Below are 19143 nucleotides of genomic sequence, written 5' to 3'. Positions count from 1 at the left end.
GCCAACTCCGCCAACTCCTCGAACAACACCTCAACACGCTCAGCAGGACTCAACACCGCGGCAGACGATGCGATCGAGGACATAACGTCATCATCGCAGCCACCTACGACAAGTTTCGGCCGTCGATCCGTACCGGGCTGGGCCGGCGTGCTAAACGCCCGGAAGCCGCACCACCTGAACGAAGAACTCGTCGATCTGGCGGACCGCGCTCATGAACTGGTCGAGGTCGACCGGCTTGGTGACGTACGCATTGGCGTGCAGTTCGTAGCTGCGCAGGATGTCCTCCTCCGCCGAGGAGGTGGTGAGCACGACGACGGGGATGCGAGCCAGGTCCGAGTCGGACTTGATCTTTTCGAGCAATTGGCGGCCATCGTATTTCGGCAGATTCAGGTCGAGCAGGATGAGATCGGGCCTGGGCGCGCCCTGGTAGGCGCCGCGCTGGTAGAGGAAGTCCAAGCCCTCCTCCCCGTCGTGCGCGACGTGCAGGTTGTTCTTGAGCTTGTTGTGCTCGAACGCTTCCCGGGTGATCAGCTCGTCACCGGGATCGTCTTCGACGAGCAGGATCTCGATCGCTCTACCGGCCGATGTCATTCGTGGCTCCTTCCGAAGTGGCTGGGGTTGCTACCGCAACGGGGATCGGCAACGTGAACTGAAACCGGGTGCCGTCGGTGTAGGTCGTGTCGAGCCAGATGGTGCCGCCGTGCTGCTCGACGATCTTTTTGCACACGGCAAGGCCCATGCCCGTTCCGGAGTACACCTCGCGGCCGTGCAGCCGCTGGAAGATGACGAAGACCTTGTCGGCGAACTCCGCGGCGATGCCAATGCCGTTGTCCGACACACTGAACAGCCATTCGCTGTCCGGGTCGCCCTCGCGCCGTTCGCAGTCGATGACGATGCGGGGCGGGCGATCCTTGTGCCGGAACTTCACCGCGTTGCCGACCAGGTTCTGCCACAGCATCGTCAGCAGCGTGGGATCACCGATGATTTCCGGGAGCGGCCGCTCCGGGCGCACGATCTCGGCGTCCGCTTCCTCGATGGCGGTGGCGAGGTTGGCCAGACCGTCGTCCAGCGCCTTGCCGAGATCGACCTCGGTCTGCAGGGTGCCTAGCCGGCCGACGCGGGAGAAGGTGAGCAGGTCGTTGATCAGCACCTGCATGCGCTTGGCCCCGTCGACCGCGTATCCGATGTATTCGATGCCGCGCCCATCGAGCTTGTCGCCGTATCGCTTCTCCAGCAGCTGGCAGAACGAGGCGACCTTGCGCAGGGGTTCCTGCAGATCGTGCGATGCGACGTAGGCGAACTGCTCGAGTTCGGCGTTCGACCGTCGCAACTCCAGCGCCTGCTCATCCAAAAGCGTTCTGGCCGAATGTGATACGTCGAGCTCTTCGACGAGCCGTTCCCGCATGTTCTCCACGTCGATTGCCATCTTGCGAATGTCTTTGGGCCGCTTGGGCGGCGAGATCCTTTCGCCGAAATTGCCGTTGGTGATCCGCCGGCACGACGCGGCCAACGCGGCCAGCGGGCGGGTGACCGCGTCGCGCATCAAGAGACCCATCGACGCGGCCGTGCAGAAGAACAGCACCACCATCGCGCCCAGCACTCGGTCCCGCCACGCATCGGTGTGTTTGAGATCGTTGGTCCCGTGCGTCCAGGCCGCGTCCAGGTTCGCGTTTTGTGTGTCGAAAAGCGCACGCAGGTGGTCGAATTCGGCTTTGCCGTGTTCCGTGGCGGGCCGGTTGGTGACGTTGCGGCCGGCCGGCGCCACGCTGTCGATCGCGGGCTCGGCATAGTTCGACCGCCACCGGGCGGCGGCGTTCTCGATCGCGTCGAGGTCGGCGATCAGGTCTGCGCGCTGGCCCAGCCGCCTGCGGATGTCATCGGCCGCCGTCCGCTCCTCGTGCTGCCCGTCGTAGTACGGGGTCAGGAACTGCCGATCGGCGGTGATCAGGTAGCCGCGCACTCCCGTTTCCTGGTCCCGCACCGCCGACTGCAGCTGGAAGGCCGCCACGCGCGCCGGCTGGATGTTGTCGGTCAGCCCGCGCGACATTTCGTCGGTGCGGTTCAGCAGCAGGGCCCCGACCACGGCACCGGCGAGCACCATCACGCCCATGGTGGACAGCAGCAGGGCTTGCCATCCGCGCACGGTGAGCTCCGACAGGCGCGGCGGGCGCAACGCCGGCGTCATGCCGTCGTCCGCTCGACGCGCAGCACCGCGATGTCGTCGGTGAGCCCCCCGCGCGGCTCCGCGAGTCGCTGGGCGCCGTCGATCAGCGCGTCGACGAACGCCGGACCCGGCAGGTGCGCGTGCGACCGGGCCAGCGCGAGCAGCCCGTCCTCGCCCAGGCGTCGGGTGCCCTCCCCCGAATATCCCTCGAATAGCCCGTCGGTCAGCAGCAGCAGCCCCTGACCCGCGGACAATTCCAGCTCGTGGCGCGGCCAGTCGTCGGCTCGCAGCCCCAGCGCCGGCCCGGCCGGCGGCTCGACCCACTCCACGCCGCCGCCGTTTTGCAGCAACATCCCGGGATGGCCGGCACGCACGGCGGTGATGCGCGGGCTGTCGGGTTGGATCTCGAGGCTGAGCACCGTCGCGAAGATGCCCGCGCCGGTCCATTCGGAGTGCAGCACCTGTTCAAGCTGCCGCATCAGTTCGACGCCGTGCACGCCGGCGAAAGTGAGGGCGCGAAACGCGATCCGCAGCGCCGCGCCCAGGGCCGCCTCGTGCGGCCCGTGCCCGGCGACGTCGCCGATCAGGACATGGACCACCCGGTCGGGTGTCTGGATGACGTCATAGAAGTCACCGCACAGCAGTGCGTCCTCGCGGCTGGGCCGGTAACGGGCGACGATGTCGACGCCGGGATCGTCGAGCAGCAGCGGCGAGGGCAATAGGCCGCGTTCCAGCAGCGCGTTCTCGCGGGCCCGAAGCCGGCTGGCGTGCAGGTCGGCGGAGATGAGCTCGGCCCGCTTGCGCTCGATCGCATAAAACACTGCGCGCCGCAGCATTTCGGGTTCGACGCGGCCCTTGACCAGATAGTCCTGCGCGCCGGCCGCCACCGCGGACGCCCCAAAGTATTCGTCGTTGAGCCCGGTCAGCACGACGATCGGGACGGCGGCGTCGCGTTTGGCGATGCGGGCCAAGGCGTCCATCCCGTTGGCGTCGGGCAGGTTGAGGTCCAGCAGGACGCAGTCGGGCCGGGCCGAGGCGAGCTCGCGCTCGGCGTGCGCCATCGACTGCGCCCAGATCACCCGGATGTCGGCGACCGCATCGGAGATCAGGTCTTCGACCAGCACCGCGTCGGCGCGGTCGTCCTCGACCAGCAGCAACGACAGCGACCGCCACTGCGCCGCCGGGGTAACTGGAGGACGCACGGGCATCAATTCCCGGTCAGCCGCGGACGCACCCGGGAAGCCATGTTCCTCACAACAGACCCCCTGGCCGCGGTAAGACGCTGTGCACTGCACCGATGGTCGGACCAGATAGCCGGTGCCTTTTTACCGACTTTACGTGTGGCTCTAACCCTGAGGGTTGCCGTCGGAGATCCTATGCGGTGCCACCGAGCTTTCCCAATGGGCCCCGCCGCTGCACGGCACAAACGATCAGCGCAACAGCGCCCGCGACATCACCACGCGCTGAATCTGATTGGTGCCCTCATAAATCTGGGTGATCTTGGCGTCGCGCATCATCCGCTCGACGGGGAAGTCGGTGGTGTAGCCGGCGCCGCCGAACAGCTGCACGGCGTCGGTGGTGACCTCCATCGCCACGTCGGAGGCGAAGCACTTCGACGCCGCCGAGATGAAGCCGAGGTTGGATTCGCCACGCTCGGCGCGCGCGGCCGCCTGGTACACCATCATCCGCGCGGCCTCGACCTTCATCGCCATGTCGGCCAGCATGAACTGCACGGCCTGGAAGCTGCTGATCGACTCGCCGAACTGCTTGCGGTCCTTGGTGTAGGCGATGGCCGCGTCCACCGCGCCCTGGGCGATGCCCACGGCCTGCGCGCCGATGGTGGGGCGAGTGTGGTCCAGCGTCGCCAGCGCGGTCTTGAAGCCGGTGCCCGGCTCGCCGATGATCCGGTCCCCGGGGATGCGGCAGTTCTCGAAGTACAGCTCGGTGGTCGGCGAGCCCTTGATCCCCAGCTTCTTTTCCTTCGGTCCGACGGCGAACCCCTCGTCGTCCTTGTGCACCATGAACGACGAGATGCCGTTGGCGCCCTTGTCCGGGTCGGTCACCGCCATCACCGTGTACCAGCTCGACTTGCCGCCGTTGGTGATCCAGCACTTGGCGCCGTTGAGTATCCAGTCGTCCCCGTCGGCCTTGGCCCGGGTCCGCATGGACGCCGCGTCACTGCCGGCCTCGCGCTCGCTCAGCGCGTAGGACGCCATCGCCGACCCGTCGGCGAGCGACGGCAGCACCTGCTTCTTGAGTTCCTCCGAACCGCGCAGGATCAGGCCCATGGTGCCCAGCTTGTTGACGGCGGGGATCAACGAGGCGGAAGCATCGACGCGTGCCACTTCTTCGATGACGATGCACGCCGCGACCGAGTCCGCGCCCTGCCCGCCGTACTCCTCGGGCACGTGCACGGCGTTGAAGCCCGAGGCGTTCAGCGCCTCGAGCGCCTCCTGCGGGAACCGCGCGTTCTCGTCCACGTCGGCCGCGTACGGGGCGATCTCCTTCTCCGCCAGCGCGCGGATCGCGGCCCGCAGCTCCCGGTGTTCCTCGGGCAGTTGGAACAAATCAAACGACGGGTTTCCGGCCCATCCAGCCATCTTGAGCCTCCTACTGTGCTCTGCCGGTTCACCCGGCTACTGGCCGGTAACTTTACCCCGGCGCTCTTGCAGCGCCGCATCCTTGACCCGCACGCTGTCGGCCAGCTGCTCCTGGAACGCCACGATCCGCGCCCGCAGCGCCGCGTCGGACGAGGCCAGCATGCGCACGGCCAGCAGGCCCGCGTTGCGGGCGCCGCCGATGGAGACCGTAGCCACCGGGACGCCGGCCGGCATCTGCACGATCGACAGCAGGGAATCCAGGCCGTCCAGGCGTCCCAGCGGGACCGGCACCCCGATCACCGGCAGCGGCGTCGCGGAGGCGACCATTCCGGGCAGGTGCGCGGCGCCGCCGGCACCGGCGATGATCACCTCGAGGCCGCGGCCGGCCGCGCCGCGCGCGTAGTCGAACATGATCTGCGGCGTACGGTGCGCCGAAACCACCCGGACCTCGGTCGGTATGTCGAACTCGGCCAGCGCCTCGGCGGCGTCGGCCATCACCGACCAGTCGCTGTCGCTGCCCATGATCACCCCGACGCGAGGGTTGCTATTCATCTGCGCCGCTCCTCATTGCTTCGCCCTGCATCGTCGCCGGCGCGTCATGCGGGTCCCATCCGTCCGTCCACTGCCCGTGCGACAACCAGTGTGCCGCCAGCTCGGCGCGTTCACGCAGTGCCGCCAGCTCGGCCATGTCGGAGCCGACGAAGTTGATGTGGCCGATCTTTCGGCCGGGTCGTTCGGCCTTGCCGTACAGGTGGACGAGCGCGTCCGGCATTCGCCCGAACAGGTGGTGCAGCCTCTCGTCGACGCTCATCGCCGGCTCGTGCCGGGCGCCCAGCACGTTGGCCATCACCGTCACCGGCGCGATGGCGTCGGTGTCGCCGAGCGGATAGTCCAGCACCGCGCGCAGGTGCTGTTCGAACTGGCTGGTGCGCGCCCCGTCCACGGTCCAGTGCCCGGAGTTGTGGGGCCGCATCGCCAGCTCGTTGACGAGGAGGTCGCCGTCGGTCGTCTCGAACAGCTCGACCGCGAGCACGCCGACGACGCCGAGTTCGGCGGCCAACCGCAACGCCAGCCGCTGGGCGGCGGCGGCGACCTTGGCGGACAGCCCGGGCGCGGGCGCGACCACCTGCACGCAGATCCCGTCTTTCTGCACTGTCTCGACCACCGGCCAGGCCGCGCCCTGGCCGAAGGGCGAGCGTGCCACCAGCGCCGATAGCTCGCGGCGCAGGCTCACCTGTTCCTCGGCCATCACCGGCACCCCATCGGCCAGGAAGCTGGCCGCAATCTCGCGGGCGTGCGAAGGGTCACGGGCCATCCGCACCCCGCGACCGTCGTAGCCGCCGCGCACCGCTTTGACGACCACCGGGCCGGCTATGCGCTGCGCGAAGTCGTCGAGCTCGTCGAGGGTTCGGATAGCCGTGTAGCGGGGCACCGGGGCGCCCAGGGCCTCGAGCCGACGGCGCATCACGAGCTTGTCCTGGGCGTGCACCAGCGCCTCCGGAGGGGGCGCCACGTTGACGCCTTCGGCGACCAGCTTCTCCAGCAGCTCGGTCGGGACGTGCTCGTGGTCGAAGGTCAGGACGGTGGCTCCGGCCGCAACCCGGCGTAGGTCTTCGAGATCGGTGTGCGAGCCGATCACCACGTCGGGGCTGACCTGCGCCGCGGATTCGTCGGGGGCGGTGGCCAGCACCCGCAGCGTCTGCCCCAACGCGATCGCGGCCTGATGGGTCATGCGCGCCAGCTGACCGCCGCCAACCATGGCGACTACGGGGGTTCGGGTCTTCGGCACGGCCATCATGGTGTCACGGCGCCAGGCCGCGTGTTGACCGGCCAAGACGCCCAATCGTTATGTACCATTTTGCGCCGTTTTCGCGTGCGTCCGTACACTGACGTGTTGTGTCCTTCGCCGATGCCATGATTGTGCGCCTGCCCCAGGTCATTCAGCCCTATTTGCTGCGCCACCATGAGCTGATCAAATTCGCGATCGTCGGCGGCACCACATTCATCATCGACTCGGCAATTTTCTACACGCTCAAGCTGACGATTCTCGAGCCCAAGCCGGTGACGGCAAAGGTGATCGCGGGCATCGTCGCGGTCATCGCGTCCTACGTCTTGAACCGCGAGTGGAGCTTCCGCGATCGCGGCGGCCGCGAGCGCCATCACGAGGCGCTGCTGTTTTTCGCGTTCAGCGGCGTGGGCGTGCTCCTCTCCATGGCGCCGCTGTGGGTCTCCAGCTACGTCCTGCAGCTGCGCGAGCCGATGGTGTCGCTGACCATGGAAAACATCGCCGACTTCATCTCGGCCTACATCATCGGCAACCTGCTGCAGATGGCATTCCGCTTCTGGGCGTTCCGGCGCTGGGTGTTTCCCGACGAGTTCGCCCGCAACCCCGACAAGGCGCTGGAATCCGCGCTTACCGCCGGCGGCATTGCCGAGGTCTTCGAGGACGCCTACGAGGGCGGCTTGGAAGACGGCAACGTCACGCTGTTGCGCGCCTGGCGCAATCGGGCGAGCAAGGGTGCTCAGCTCGGCAACGCGTCGGGCCCAGCGGAACCGAGGGTGTCGAAAACCTCGTGATACAGCAGCGAGTGCACCTCGCGCAGTCGCGGAATGTTGTAGAACTCCAACGGATCTTGTGACGCCGACTCGATAATCAGCGTCCCGGTGCGAAACATCCGCTCGGACAGCTTGTCCCGGAATTCCACGCTGTTAATCCGCGCCAGCGGGATGTCGATGCCGCTGCGGGTCAGCACCCCATGCCGAAACATCACCCGCCGGCTGGTGACGACGAAATGCGTGGTGAGCCAGTTCAAAAACGGCCACAGCGTTAGCCAGCCGACGATCACCAGCCAGATGCCCCAGATGACGCCGTAGATGATGTTTTTGGCGACCTGCTCCCAGTGCGTGGAATTGAGGTAGCCGGACCCGAAGGCGGCTAGCGCGGTTGCCAGGATGAGCACCACGACGGGCCAGATCAGCCGCTTCCAGTGCGGATGGCGGTGCAGCACCACGTGTTCGCCCGCGGCCAGGGCGTTATCGGGATAGCTCACCTCGCGACCATAGCTCGCGGCGGCCCCGGGCTAGCGCAAATGCACCACGTCACCGGCCGAAATCACGGCGGTTTGTCCCCCGGTCTCCACATAAAGCCGGCCGTGGTCGTCGATGCCACCCGCGGTGCCTACGAGTTCCTTGCCGCCGGGCAGGTAGGCGTGCACCTGCGACCCGATCGTCAGACTGCGTGCCCGGTAGTCGGCGGCCAGCGCCCAGTCGGCCCCCCGCGCGGCCCGCCAGGCCACGATCCGCCTGCCGAGTTCGCGCAGCAGCGCGCGGACCAGCTGGGCGCGGTCAGGCGCGGGCACCCCAAGGTCGAGCAGCGAGGTCGCCCCGGGACCGTCGACCTCCTCAGGGGCCTGAGTCACGTTGAGCCCCAAGCCAATTACCACCACCGGCTTGGCGACCTCGGCGAGGATGCCCGCCAGCTTGCCGCCGCCGGCCAGCACGTCGTTGGGCCACTTGAGGCCCGCCCGAACCCCGGCCCCGTCGAGCAACGGGGCCACCGCGTCGAGCACCGCCACCCCGGTGGCCAGCGGCAGCCAGCCCCACCCGGCCACCGGGACATCGACCACGCTGACACCCACCGACATGGTGATCTGGGCGCGCGGGCTCGCCGACCATCCGCGGCCGTGCCGCCCCCGACCGGCGGTCTGGTGCTCGGCGATCAGTACCGCCCCGGCGACGTCGGTGCCCGATGCGGCCCGCGCCAAGAGGTCGGCGTTGGTGGAGCCGGTTTGCTCGACGACGTCGAGCTGGCGCCAGCCCAGCCCGGTCCCGATCAGGTCGGCGCGCAGCGCGGCCTGATCCAACGGTTGCCGAAGCGACTCGCGGTCCGTCACTCCACCCAGCCTAAACAGCGGGGGCAGGGCTGCCGATACCATCGAGACCCATGACGAGCGTTACCGACCACACCGCCGAGCCCGCCGCCGAGCACACCATCGACATCCACACCACCGCGGGCAAGCTGGCCGAACTGCACAAGCGGCGAGAACAGTCCCTGCATCCGGTCGGCGAGGCCGCCATCGACAAGGTGCACGCCAAGGGCAAGCTGACCGCCCGCGAGCGCATCTACGCCCTGCTCGACGAGGATTCGTTCGTCGAACTCGACGCGCTGGCCAGGCACCGCAGCACCAACTTCGGGCTGGAGAAGAACCGGCCCCTCGGCGACGGCGTGGTCACCGGCTACGGCACCATCGACGGCCGCGACGTGTGCATCTTCAGCCAGGACGTCACCGTGTTCGGAGGCAGCCTCGGCGAGGTCTACGGCGAGAAGATCGTCAAGGTCCAGGAACTGGCGATCAAGACCGGCCGCCCGCTGATCGGCATCAACGACGGCGCGGGTGCGCGCATCCAAGAGGGCGTCGTCTCGCTGGGCCTCTACAGCCGCATCTTCCGCAACAACATCCTGGCCTCCGGCGTGATCCCGCAGATCTCGCTGATCATGGGCGCCGCCGCCGGCGGGCACGTCTACTCCCCCGCCCTGACCGACTTCGTGATCATGGTCGACCAGACCAGCCAGATGTTCATCACCGGGCCCGACGTCATCAAGACCGTCACCGGCGAGGACGTCACCATGGAGGAGCTCGGCGGCGCCCACACCCACATGGCCAAGTCGGGCACGGCGCACTACGTCGCGTCGGGCGAGCAGGACGCCTTCGACTACGTGCGCGAGCTGCTCAGCTACCTGCCGCCCAACAACTTCACCGACGCGCCCCGCTACGCCGAGCCGGTGCCCGAGGGTGCCATCGAGGAAAACCTCACCGCCGAGGACCTCGAGCTGGACACCCTGATCCCCGATTCGCCCAACCAGCCCTACGACATGCACGAGGTGATCACCCGCATCCTCGACGAGGACGAGTTCCTCGAGATCCAGGCCGGGTACGCGCAGAACATCGTCGTCGGGTTCGGTCGCATCGAGGGCCGGCCGGTCGGCATCGTGGCAAACCAGCCGACCCATTTCGCCGGCTGCCTGGACATCGACGCCTCGGAGAAGGCGGCCCGCTTCGTGCGCACCTGCGACTGCTTCAACATCCCGATCGTCATGCTGGTGGACGTCCCGGGTTTCCTGCCGGGCACCGGGCAGGAATACAACGGCATCATCCGGCGCGGGGCCAAGCTGCTGTTCGCCTATGGCGAGGCAACCGTCCCCAAGATCACGGTCATCACCCGCAAGGCCTACGGCGGCGCCTACTGCGTCATGGGTTCCAAGGACATGGGCTGCGACGTCAACCTGGCCTGGCCGACCGCCCAGATCGCGGTGATGGGCGCCTCCGGCGCGGTCGGCTTCGTGTATCGCCAACAGCTGGCCGAGGCAGCCAAGAACGGCGAGGACGTGGACACGCTGCGCCTGCAGCTGCAGCAGGAGTACGAGGACACCCTGGTCAACCCCTACGTAGCGGCCGAGCGTGGCTACGTCGACGCGGTGATCCCGCCCTCGTACACCCGCGGGTACATTGGCACGGCGCTGCGGTTGCTGGAACGCAAGATCTCCCACCTGCCGCCCAAGAAACACGGGAACATTCCGCTGTGAGTCGAACGAGCGGAGCGAACGCAGTGAGCGACGGGAGTGAGACGAACAATTGAGCGCTGTGAGCGACGGGGGTGAGATGACCGAAGAAAAGCCACGGCCGCACGAGCCGCACATTCAGATCCTAAAGGGGCAGCCGACCGACGAGGAGCTGGCCGCGCTGATCGCGGTGCTGGGCAGCGTCGGCGGCGGCGCCGCCGAGCCCGCCCAGCCCGAGCGCACCCGCTGGGGCCTGCCCGTCGACAGGCTGCGCTACGCGATGTCGAACTACCAGCGGATCACCCTGCAGCAAAAGGTGCACATGCAGCAGTGACACGCCTCGTCCTGGGTTCGGCCTCGCCCGGTCGCCTCAAGGTGCTGCGTCAGGCCGGCGTCGATCCGCTGGTCGTGGTGTCCGGCGTCGACGAGGATCTGCTCACCGCGGGCTTGGGGTCTGACGCTTCGCCGGCCGAGGTGGTCTGCGCGCTGGCTGCAGCCAAGGCCGACGAGGTTGCCAGCCGGCTGGATGACGGCGTCGCGGCGGATTGCGTTGTCGTTGGCTGTGATTCGATGCTCTACGTCGACGGCCGGCTCTGCGGCAAGCCCGGATCGCCCGACGCCACCGTGAGCCAGTGGCGCCTGATGGGCGGCCGCTCCGGCCGGCTCTACACCGGCCATTGCCTGCTGCGGCTCAGCGATGGCGATATCAGCCATCGCGAAGTCCAATCGGCTTGTACCACAGTGCATTTCGCCGCACCGGCGGAGGCGGACCTGCGCGCCTACGTCGGCAACGGCGAACCGCTACAGGTGGCGGGCGGGTTCACGCTCGACGGCCTGGGCGGATGGTTCAACGACGGCATCGACGGCGACCCGTCGAACGTGATCGGCGTGAGCCTCCCGCTGCTGCGGTCGCTGCTGGCGCGGGCCGGGCTGTCGGTGGCAGCGTTGTGGGCGGCAAACGCCGGCGGTTGATGCCGCCAGGACCCGCCAGACATAATCCGCTGCGACCCGTCCCGGCGTGTCGTCGCAGACGTTTCTGTGTCGCGGCATAGCAACGGCTTGCCCACTCCGAAGGCCCCGCTTGCGGCCCTGGCGGTAGGCTCGATGGCGTGTCATTACCCCCCGATCCAAGCCCCACCCTGGCGGAATATGCCCACCCCGAACGACTGGTCACCGCCGACTGGCTGTCGGCCAACATGGGCGCTCCCGGCCTGGTGATCGTCGAATCCGACGAGGACGTGTTGCTCTACGACGTCGGCCACATCCCCGGCGCGGTCAAGATCGACTGGCACACCGACCTCAACGACCCGCGCGTCCGCGACTACATCAACGGCGAGCAGTTCGCGGAGTTGATGGACAGCAAGGGAATTGCCCGCGACGACACGGTGGTGATCTACGGCGACAAGAGCAACTGGTGGGCGGCCTACGCGTTGTGGGTCTTCACCTTGTTCGGCCACCCCGATGTGCGCCTGCTCAACGGCGGGCGCGACCTGTGGCTGGCCGAGCGCCGGGAGACCACCCTGGACGTCCCGACCAGGTCGTCGACCGGCTACCCCGTCGTGCAGCGCAACGACGAGCCCATCCGGGCGTTCAAAGACGACGTGCTGGGGATCCTCGGCAGCCAGCCGCTGATCGACGTCCGCTCGCCCGACGAGTACACGGGCAAGCGCACCCACATGCCCGACTACCCCGAGGAAGGGGCGCTGCGGGCCGGCCACATCCCCACCGCCCAGTCGATCCCGTGGGGCAAGGCGGCCGACGAAAGCGGTCGGTTCCGCAGCCGCCAGGAACTCGAAGAGCTCTACGGCTTCCTGCAGCCCGACGACAAGACCGTCGTCTATTGCCGCATCGGCGAGCGGTCCAGCCACACCTGGTTCGTGCTCACGCATTTGCTGGGCAAGCCCGGTGTGCGCAATTACGACGGCTCATGGACCGAGTGGGGAAACACCGTCCGGGTGCCGATCGTCGCGGGCTCGGAACCAGGGCAGGCGCCGGGAGCCGTGCCGGTCTGATGGTCACTCCCGTGGGCCTCCCGGCCCCGTTAGCCGAGGTGTTGTCGGAGTTCGCCGAAGTGCAGGGCCAGGACAAGCTGAAGCTGCTGCTGGAGTTCGCCGACGACCTTCCGGCTCTTCCGCCCGATTTGGAAGAGGCGGCGATGGAGCCGGTGCCCGAGTGCCAGTCGCCGCTGTTCCTACACGTCGACGCCCACGACCCGGACCGGGTCCGGCTGCACTTCAGCGCTCCCGCCGAAGCGCCGACCACCCGGGGTTTCGCGTCGATCCTGGCCGCCGGGCTCGACGAACAGCCCGCCGCCGACATCCTGGCGGTGCCCGAGGATTTCTACACCGATCTGGGTCTGGCCGCTCTGATCAGCCCGCTTCGGTTACGCGGCATGTCGGCGATGCTGGCCCGCATCAAGCGGCGGCTACGCGAGGCGGCGTGATCAGAAACGGATTGGAGACCGGGTATCAGCGCTCACGGCGCGGCGCATAAACTTCCCCGGACAAGACTTGTAAGAAATTCTCTTAGACAAGAGACGTCCAGCCAACAGGAGGCGAAGTGGCTAGTCACGCCAGCTCGAGGATCTCCAAGGTGCTCGTCGCCAATCGCGGTGAGATCGCAGTCCGGGTGATCCGCGCGGCCCGCGATGCGGGCCTGCCCAGCGTGGCGGTGTATGCCGAGCCCGACGCCGACGCGCCCCACGTGCGCCTGGCCGACGAGGCGTTCGCGCTGGGCGGTCAAACGTCCGGGGAGTCCTACCTGGACTTCGGCAAGCTCCTCGACGCAGCGGCGAAGTCCGGCGCCAACGCCATCCACCCCGGCTACGGCTTCCTGTCGGAGAACGCGGACTTCGCTCAGGCAGTCCTCGACGCCGGCCTGATCTGGATCGGGCCCAGCCCGCAGTCGATCCGCGACCTGGGCGACAAGGTCACCGCCCGCCACATCGCCGCCCGCGCCCAGGCCCCGCTGGTACCCGGCACCCCTGACCCGGTCAAGGACGCCGACGAGGTGGTGGCCTTCGCCAAGGAGTACGGCGTGCCGATCGCGATCAAGGCCGCCTTCGGCGGCGGCGGCAAGGGCATGAAGGTGGCCCGCACCATCGAGGAGATCCCCGAGCTGTACGAGTCGGCCGTCCGCGAGGCGGTGTCCGCGTTCGGCCGCGGTGAGTGCTTTGTGGAGCGCTACCTCGACAAGCCCCGCCACGTCGAGGCGCAGGTGATCGCTGACCAGCACGGCAACGTCGTCGTCGCCGGCACCCGGGACTGCTCGCTGCAGCGCCGGTTCCAGAAGCTGGTCGAGGAGGCGCCGGCGCCGTTCCTGACGGACGCGCAGCGCAAGGAGATCCACGAGTCGGCCAAGCGGATTTGCAAGGAGGCCCACTACTACGGCGCCGGAACCGTCGAGTACCTGGTGGGTCAGGACGGCCTGATCTCCTTCCTCGAGGTCAACACCCGCCTGCAGGTCGAGCACCCGGTCACCGAGGAGACCGCCGGCATCGACCTGGTTTTGCAGCAGTTCAAGATCGCCAACGGCGAGCGGCTCGAGCTGACCGAGGACCCGACGCCGCGCGGGCACGCCATCGAATTCCGCATCAACGGCGAGGACGCCGGCCGTAACTTCCTGCCCGCCCCCGGGCCGGTGAGCAAATTCCACCCGCCGGCCGGTCCCGGGGTTCGGTTGGATTCGGGCGTGGAGACCGGTTCGGTGATCGGCGGCCAGTTCGACTCGATGCTGGCCAAGCTGATCGTGTACGGCGCCGACCGCAACGAGGCGCTGGCCCGGGCGCGGCGGGCCCTGGACGAGTTCGAGGTCGAGGGCCTGGCCACGGTGATCCCGTTCCACCGCGCGGTGGTGTCCGACCCGGCGTTCATCGGCGACGAGAACGGCTTCTCGGTACACACCCGCTGGATCGAGACCGAGTGGAACAACACCGTCGAGCCGTTCACCGCCGGCGAGCCCCTCGATGAGGAGGACAACCGGCCCCGTCAGAAGGTGGTCGTCGAGGTCGGTGGCCGCCGCCTGGAGGTGTCGCTGCCGGGCGACCTGGCGCTGGTAGATGGTTCAGCCGGCTACGCCGGCCAAGCCGGGGTGATCCGGAAGAAGCCCAAGCCGCGCAAGCGCGGATCGCACGCGGGAGCGGCGGCCTCCGGTGACGCGGTAACCGCGCCGATGCAGGGCACGGTCGTCAAGGTCGCGGTCGAGGAAGGACAGGAGGTCGCCGCCGGCGACCTGGTGGTGGTCCTCGAGGCGATGAAGATGGAAAACCCGGTCACCGCCCACAAGGACGGCGTCATCACCGGGCTTGCCGTCGAGGCCGGCGCCGCGATCACGCAGGGCACGGTGCTCGCCGAGATCAAGTGACGCGAGGCGGCCGGCCTGACCAGCGTTCCTGGGAATTACTCAAGAGAACGTTGTAGGCCCGGCTGACCGCGGGTAGGGTTCATCACAAGGTTGAGTTCACAGCCGCCCGGATAGCGTCAAGGACGCGGGGGTCGGTGTATTCCCTGCCGTTAGCGGCACTACTGCTGGCGCCATCCACAGCACGATCCTCCTATTGAGGGAGTCACGCATGTCTGTGGCCCAATCTTGGCAACAAAGCCGCACCGCCCAGTTCAGCGCGCGGTGGAGTTCGTTGGGGGCGCTGATCACGGTAAACGGTGAGCTCGACGCCGCCAACGCCGACCAGCTCTCGGCCTACGTGCAACGCAGCCTGATGAACTCCCGGCGCGTGGTCGTCGACCTGCGCGACCTGGACTTCATTGGCACGGCCGGTTTTTCGGCGCTGCTCCGAATCAACGTGATGTGCTCGGGAGCCCAGGTGCAGTGGGCGATGGTGCCCAGCCCGGCGGTGTCGCGGTTGTTGCGCATCTGCGACCCAGACCGCACCCTGCCGGTGACGACGCCGCGCGCGGAGCCGATGCTGAAGCCGACCAGGGCACGAGGCGCCCAGCGACGGCTATTGCAACTGGTCCCGCAGCCGCGCTAGCGACTTGGCCAACAGCCGGGACACGTGCATCTGCGAGATGCCCACCCGCTCGGCGATCTGCGTTTGTGTCATCGATTCAAAAAACCTGAGCACCAACACCATTCGTTCCCGCTCGGGAAGCGCCTCGAGCAAGGGACGCAGCGCCTCGCGGTCCTCGATGCGGTCGAGGCCGGCGTCCACGTCGCCCAGGGTGTCGGCAATGGCGCGCGCGTCGTCGTCGTCGCTGCCGCCCCCGGTGTCGATGGACAACGTGTTGTAGGAGCTGCCCGCCACGAGGCCCTCGACGACCTCGTCGCGTTCCATGCCGAGTTCCGAGGCGAGTTCGGTTGCGGTCGGTGCCCGGCCGAGGCGTTGGGACAGGTCGGCGGTCGCGGTGCCGAGCCGCAAATGCAGCTCCTTGAGGCGCCGCGGCACCTTGACCGACCAGCTGTTGTCGCGGAAGTGGCGGCGGACCTCCCCCATGATCGTGGGCACCGCGAACGAGACGAAGTCCGAGCCGGTCTCGACGTCGAAGCGGACGACCGCATTGACCAAGCCGACCCGCGCTACCTGAACCAGGTCATCGCGCGGTTCGCCCCGGCCCTCGAACCGGCGGGCGATGTGATCGGCCAGCGGCAGGCACCGCTCCACGATCTTGTCCCGCTGGCGCTGGAACTCCGTCGAGTCGGCCGCGACACCGGCCAACTCGCGGAACATGTCCGGAACGTCGGCATACTCGTTCGGCCGCGAGACCGAACTACCGGGGGCTCGCGAGGTCACCGGCTAGCGGCCGCCCGTCGCGCGGTCAGCGTGATGCCGAAAACGCTGCCGGTTTCATTGGGTTCGCGACCGTCGTGGAAGGTCTGAACGTCGTCGGCCAGCGACGTCAGCACATGCCAGCTGAAGCTGCCCGGCGCCACCACATCGTGGGTGTCGCACGCCGCGGAAGCCTCCACCACCAATTCGTCGTCGTGCGGGTCGACCACGACGACGAGCGTCGCGTCCGGCGTAGCCGACCGGATCAACCGGGTGCACACTTCGTCCACCGCGAGCCGCAGGTCCGCGACGGCGTCGAAATCGAGGTCCTCGAAGGTGCCGATGGCGCCGACCAGGGTGCGCAGCATCGCCAGGTTCTCCAGGCGTGCCGCGACATGCAACTCGACGGCGCGGTGGCCGCGTTGACGCTTGTTCGCGCGGAATCCGGCATCGGTCATCTGGTCTCCCGGCAATGTCTGGTTGACAGTACTACTGCGCTGTAGCCCGCCGTCGACCGTCGGTCCCAACGGGTTAGTCATGACCGCCGCCGGGTATGCCGCCCGATATGGACGGCCCTGAGATGACAGACCTGCGCACGCGCCGGCTTCGGCGCATCGCGGTGATCGCCGGGATCACGCTGGCCGTGTTGATCGTTCTCGCAGTAGGCATCTATGTGGGTGTCTTCGTGATCTTGTCCCCCATGATGGGGTAACCACGCTAACGCAACCCTTCCCGCACTCATCATGGTCTAGAGCTGATACCCACTTGACGCGGCGGATAACCCAGCGGAAAAAGTGGTGCGCGGTCAAAGCTGACGATTCTTAACCGTCGCCGGTCAACAGACCTACACTTATCGCCATGAAGCAGGCTCTGCTGCGGGCGGTTGTGCTTCTCGCCTCCTGGGCGGTCGGGCTGCTGGTGGCCGCCTGGGCGGTTCCCGGCGTTTCGGTGACGGCGTTGGGATTCGTCGTCGCCGTGCTGTTGTTCTCGGTCGCGCAGGAGACGGTGTCGATGCCGATCTCGAGGCTGCCTCGCGCGTATGCATCGCCGCTCCTCGGCGGCACCGGCCTGGTGTTGACCCTCGTCGCGTTGAGCCTGGCGTCGGCATTGACTCATGGGCTCACCATCCGCGGCTTCGCGTCCTGGCTCGCCGCGACAATCGTGGTGTGGCTGGTGACCACGGTCGGGGCGATCTCGGTGCCCGAGGCGCTCGTTCGGGACACGGCCCGCTCGGCCTGACCCGCTGGTCAGCGGCAAAGTTCCGCAGTTCCGCGAGCGCCGCCGACTGAGTAGCATTTTGTTATCCCGTCCTCCGGCGGAGGGATGAGGGAGGAACAGGTCATGGGCGACAGGCATCGCGATCCGACGGACCATTTCCGGACCACGCAACCGCACGCCGGTTTCACGATGAAGGACAACCTCTACTGGCCGGGGTTCATCCTGCTGGCCGTCGCGGTGGCCGGGATGATCAGCACCACGGCCGCCGCCGCCTACCGGCACTACGAGTGGCTCACGACGACGGTGCTCGTCGCGGTGCTCGGGACGGTCGCCGGGGCGCTGTGGTTCGTCGTGGAGCATCGCCGAGTGAACCGCATCGACGAGCAGTGGCAGGTCGTGGCGGACGCGGACAGCCCGTCGCGCGCCGGGGCCGTCAGCAAACAGCCGACCCCCTCTTAAACGGTTCGCGTAAACGGTTCGCGGCGGTAGCGCTGCCCGGTCAGAGGGCCAGTACCGGGCCGGCGATCGGGGAAACGCCCAGGCCGAGCGTCACCACCATCAGCGTCAGCAAAAACCACCCCGCGCCGTGCCATCCCCACCAGGTGCCGCGGGCCTTCCAGACGCGGTAGGTGCGAAGGAACGCCCAGATCCCCCCGGCCAGCAAGATCAGGGGACCGCCCAGCGCCAGCATCGTCCGCTGGGGTGCCCCACAGGCCACGGTGTCGACGCCCGTGCCCGGGCAGGTGCTGACCCACAGCGCCGCCAGTATCAGGAAGCCAACCCCCGCCAGGGCGGCTAGGACGGCAAACCGGATGGCGGCGTGCACCTCGCCGTCTTCCTCTCCCAGGCGATCGCCCGGGAACCGCTCACCTGCTTTTTGCATCCTCGTACCTCGTGTCCCGCATCTGGCTGCTTGGTTCATCGTTCGCTGCGTCGCATTAGTTACCGCGCAACGACGGATTTTTTCGACCACCTCGGGTGCTGGCCCAATTGAGAGATCGCATGGGCAGAAATACCCGTGGGCAAACCGCGGTAAACCGCCTTTGACCGGTGGTAACGGCAGTCGGGGCATCCCACTGTAAAAGACGGCATCGTCAATTTCGCCGGGAAAACGGTCCGCGCCGGTCGACTGTGCGCAATGTGGCAGTGGGCTCATTTCACATGAGTACTATTTGTCTCATGCCGACAGCCAGGAGGCGGTTATCCCCGGAGGATCGACGCGCCGAGCTGCTCGCGTTGGGGGCAGAAGTCTTTGGGAAGCGCCCCTACGACGAGGTCCGCATCGACGAAATCGCCGAGCGCGCGGGGGTCTCGCGCGCCCTGATGTACCACTACTTCCCCGACAAGCGGGCGTTTTTCGCCGCGGTGGTCAAGGACGAGGCCGACCGGCTGTACGAGGCCACCAATAACCCCGTGCCGGCCGGCATGACGATGTTCGAGGAGATCCGGGCCGGCGTGCTCGCCTACATGGCCTACCACCAGCAAAACCCCGAGGCCGCGTGGGCCGCCTACGTGGGCCTAGGCCGGTCCGACCCGGTTCTGCTCGGCATCGACGATGAGGCCAAGAACCGTCAGATGGAACACATCATGTCTCGCATCGCCGAGGTCGTGAGTGGGATGCCGGACACCGACGCGCTGGAACCCCGCGTCGAGCGGGACTTGCGGGTGATCATCCACGGCTGGCTGGCCCTGACGTTTGAGATTTGCCGTCAGCGGATCATGGATCCCACCACCGACGCCGACCGGCTCGCGGACGCCTGCGCGCACGCGCTGTTGGACGCCATTTCCCGGGTGCCGGAAATTCCGCCGGAGCTGAACAACGCGATGGCCACCGCGAGGCTGTGAGAACCCGCCGGTTTTTGTCGGTGGGCGTTGGCAC

23 protein-coding genes and 1 pseudogene are annotated in these 19143 nt (G+C 67.7%); 12 read left to right on the top strand and 12 right to left on the bottom strand.

The window, feature by feature from the left end; genetic code table 11:
• The 7 genes and pseudogenes from A5764_RS29405 to A5764_RS14995 all read right to left on the bottom strand — a co-directional run.
• The coding region (locus A5764_RS29405) for a hypothetical protein (protein ID WP_231989699.1) at positions 1-83 on the bottom strand (83 nt) is incomplete at its 3' end.
• Between the two features lie 67 nt (positions 84-150).
• Positions 151-591 carry a response regulator gene (locus tag A5764_RS15020; protein ID WP_067114301.1) on the bottom strand — a complete coding sequence of 147 codons (441 nt, stop codon included), beginning with the start codon at positions 589-591 and terminating at the stop codon, positions 151-153.
• Positions 575-2185: a CHASE3 domain-containing protein gene (locus A5764_RS15015; RefSeq protein WP_067114300.1), complete on the bottom strand. Its 1611-nt coding sequence runs from the start codon at positions 2183-2185 to the stop codon at positions 575-577. The genes A5764_RS15020 and A5764_RS15015 overlap by 17 nt, the downstream gene beginning before the upstream one ends.
• Entirely contained in the window at positions 2182-3372 is a 1191-nt protein-coding gene (locus tag A5764_RS15010; RefSeq protein ID WP_067114299.1) for a PP2C family protein-serine/threonine phosphatase, read from the bottom strand. Before A5764_RS15010 ends, A5764_RS15015 begins: the two co-directional genes overlap by 4 nt.
• A gap of 222 nt (positions 3373-3594) precedes the next feature.
• On the bottom strand, positions 3595-4764 hold the full coding sequence (locus A5764_RS15005) for an acyl-CoA dehydrogenase (RefSeq protein WP_067114298.1): 1170 nt from the start codon (positions 4762-4764) through the stop codon (positions 3595-3597).
• Positions 4765-4800: 36 nt separating this feature from the next.
• Positions 4801-5316, bottom strand: coding sequence for a 5-(carboxyamino)imidazole ribonucleotide mutase (purE, locus tag A5764_RS15000; RefSeq protein WP_067114297.1), 516 nt, complete (start codon positions 5314-5316; stop codon positions 4801-4803).
• Positions 5313-6562 (bottom strand): annotated as a pseudogene (locus A5764_RS14995) (5-(carboxyamino)imidazole ribonucleotide synthase). The gene purE and the pseudogene A5764_RS14995 overlap by 4 nt, the downstream one beginning before the upstream one ends.
• 98 nt (positions 6563-6660) lie before the next feature.
• On the opposite strand from A5764_RS14995, the gene A5764_RS14990 reads away from it, so the two are divergent.
• The gene (locus A5764_RS14990; protein ID WP_067114296.1) at positions 6661-7341 is read left to right on the top strand and encodes a GtrA family protein; all 681 of its coding nucleotides are present in this window, start codon (positions 6661-6663) and stop codon (positions 7339-7341) included.
• On the opposite strand, the gene A5764_RS14985 is transcribed toward A5764_RS14990, so the two are convergent.
• Both A5764_RS14985 and A5764_RS14980 read right to left on the bottom strand, forming a co-directional pair.
• Positions 7287-7814 (bottom strand): PH domain-containing protein, encoded by a 528-nt coding sequence (locus A5764_RS14985; RefSeq protein WP_067114295.1) that lies wholly within the window; start codon positions 7812-7814, stop codon positions 7287-7289. The two genes, A5764_RS14990 and A5764_RS14985, sit on opposite strands and share 55 nt — an antisense overlap.
• 30 nt (positions 7815-7844) lie before the next feature.
• Positions 7845-8657 carry a biotin--[acetyl-CoA-carboxylase] ligase gene (locus A5764_RS14980; RefSeq protein ID WP_067114294.1) on the bottom strand — a complete coding sequence of 271 codons (813 nt, stop codon included), beginning with the start codon at positions 8655-8657 and terminating at the stop codon, positions 7845-7847.
• 50 nt (positions 8658-8707) lie between these two features.
• Here A5764_RS14980 and A5764_RS14975 point away from each other — a divergent pair, with 50 nt between their 5' ends.
• From A5764_RS14975 to A5764_RS14945, 7 genes are all read left to right on the top strand, one after another.
• Positions 8708-10348, top strand: a complete 1641-nt coding sequence (locus A5764_RS14975; protein ID WP_067114293.1) for an acyl-CoA carboxylase subunit beta — start codon at positions 8708-8710, stop codon at positions 10346-10348.
• Between the two features lie 76 nt (positions 10349-10424).
• The gene (locus A5764_RS14970; protein WP_067114305.1) at positions 10425-10658 is read left to right on the top strand and encodes an acyl-CoA carboxylase subunit epsilon; all 234 of its coding nucleotides are present in this window, start codon (positions 10425-10427) and stop codon (positions 10656-10658) included.
• Positions 10655-11296 (top strand): nucleoside triphosphate pyrophosphatase, encoded by a 642-nt coding sequence (locus A5764_RS14965; RefSeq protein WP_067114292.1) that lies wholly within the window; start codon positions 10655-10657, stop codon positions 11294-11296. Before A5764_RS14970 ends, A5764_RS14965 begins: the two co-directional genes overlap by 4 nt.
• Positions 11297-11433: 137 nt before the next feature.
• Positions 11434-12336, top strand: coding sequence for a sulfurtransferase (locus A5764_RS14960; protein WP_067114291.1), 903 nt, complete (start codon positions 11434-11436; stop codon positions 12334-12336).
• The gene (locus A5764_RS14955; protein WP_156664692.1) at positions 12336-12767 is read left to right on the top strand and encodes a SufE family protein; all 432 of its coding nucleotides are present in this window, start codon (positions 12336-12338) and stop codon (positions 12765-12767) included. The genes A5764_RS14960 and A5764_RS14955 overlap by 1 nt, the downstream gene beginning before the upstream one ends.
• A 116-nt stretch (positions 12768-12883) precedes the next feature.
• Positions 12884-14686, top strand: coding sequence for an acetyl/propionyl/methylcrotonyl-CoA carboxylase subunit alpha (locus A5764_RS14950; RefSeq protein WP_067114290.1), 1803 nt, complete (start codon positions 12884-12886; stop codon positions 14684-14686).
• 208 nt (positions 14687-14894) lie between these two features.
• Entirely contained in the window at positions 14895-15311 is a 417-nt protein-coding gene (locus A5764_RS14945) for an STAS domain-containing protein (protein WP_067114289.1), read from the top strand.
• Here the strand turns inward: A5764_RS14945 and A5764_RS14940 are convergent.
• Both A5764_RS14940 and A5764_RS14935 read right to left on the bottom strand, forming a co-directional pair.
• Positions 15282-16070 (bottom strand): RNA polymerase sigma factor SigF, encoded by a 789-nt coding sequence (locus A5764_RS14940; RefSeq protein WP_067114288.1) that lies wholly within the window; start codon positions 16068-16070, stop codon positions 15282-15284. The genes A5764_RS14945 and A5764_RS14940 overlap by 30 nt on opposite strands.
• The gene (locus tag A5764_RS14935; protein WP_067114287.1) at positions 16067-16504 is read right to left on the bottom strand and encodes an ATP-binding protein; all 438 of its coding nucleotides are present in this window, start codon (positions 16502-16504) and stop codon (positions 16067-16069) included. The genes A5764_RS14940 and A5764_RS14935 overlap by 4 nt, the downstream gene beginning before the upstream one ends.
• 122 nt (positions 16505-16626) lie before the next feature.
• On the opposite strand from A5764_RS14935, the gene A5764_RS29695 reads away from it, so the two are divergent.
• From A5764_RS29695 to usfY, 3 genes are all read left to right on the top strand, one after another.
• The gene (locus A5764_RS29695) at positions 16627-16758 is read left to right on the top strand and encodes a hypothetical protein (RefSeq protein WP_255361086.1); all 132 of its coding nucleotides are present in this window, start codon (positions 16627-16629) and stop codon (positions 16756-16758) included.
• Positions 16759-16904: 146 nt separating this feature from the next.
• Positions 16905-17285 (top strand): phage holin family protein, encoded by a 381-nt coding sequence (locus A5764_RS14930; protein ID WP_067114286.1) that lies wholly within the window; start codon positions 16905-16907, stop codon positions 17283-17285.
• 102 nt (positions 17286-17387) lie between these two features.
• Positions 17388-17723: a protein UsfY gene (gene usfY, locus A5764_RS14925; RefSeq protein WP_067114303.1), complete on the top strand. Its 336-nt coding sequence runs from the start codon at positions 17388-17390 to the stop codon at positions 17721-17723.
• 40 nt (positions 17724-17763) lie between these two features.
• Here the strand turns inward: usfY and A5764_RS14920 are convergent, their stop codons facing one another.
• Entirely contained in the window at positions 17764-18147 is a 384-nt protein-coding gene (locus tag A5764_RS14920; RefSeq protein WP_067114285.1) for a hypothetical protein, read from the bottom strand.
• 296 nt (positions 18148-18443) lie between these two features.
• Here A5764_RS14920 and A5764_RS14915 point away from each other — a divergent pair, with 296 nt between their 5' ends.
• The gene (locus tag A5764_RS14915; RefSeq protein ID WP_067114284.1) at positions 18444-19109 is read left to right on the top strand and encodes a TetR/AcrR family transcriptional regulator; all 666 of its coding nucleotides are present in this window, start codon (positions 18444-18446) and stop codon (positions 19107-19109) included.
• The last annotated feature ends 34 nt before the right edge of the window (positions 19110-19143 follow it).

The sequence above is a fragment of the Mycobacterium sp. 852002-51057_SCH5723018 genome, from assembly GCF_001667035.1.
GTDB lineage: Bacteria > Actinomycetota > Actinomycetes > Mycobacteriales > Mycobacteriaceae > Mycobacterium.
Note: the sequence above shows the minus strand (reverse complement) of the source record. Positions and strands in the feature narration are given on the sequence as shown.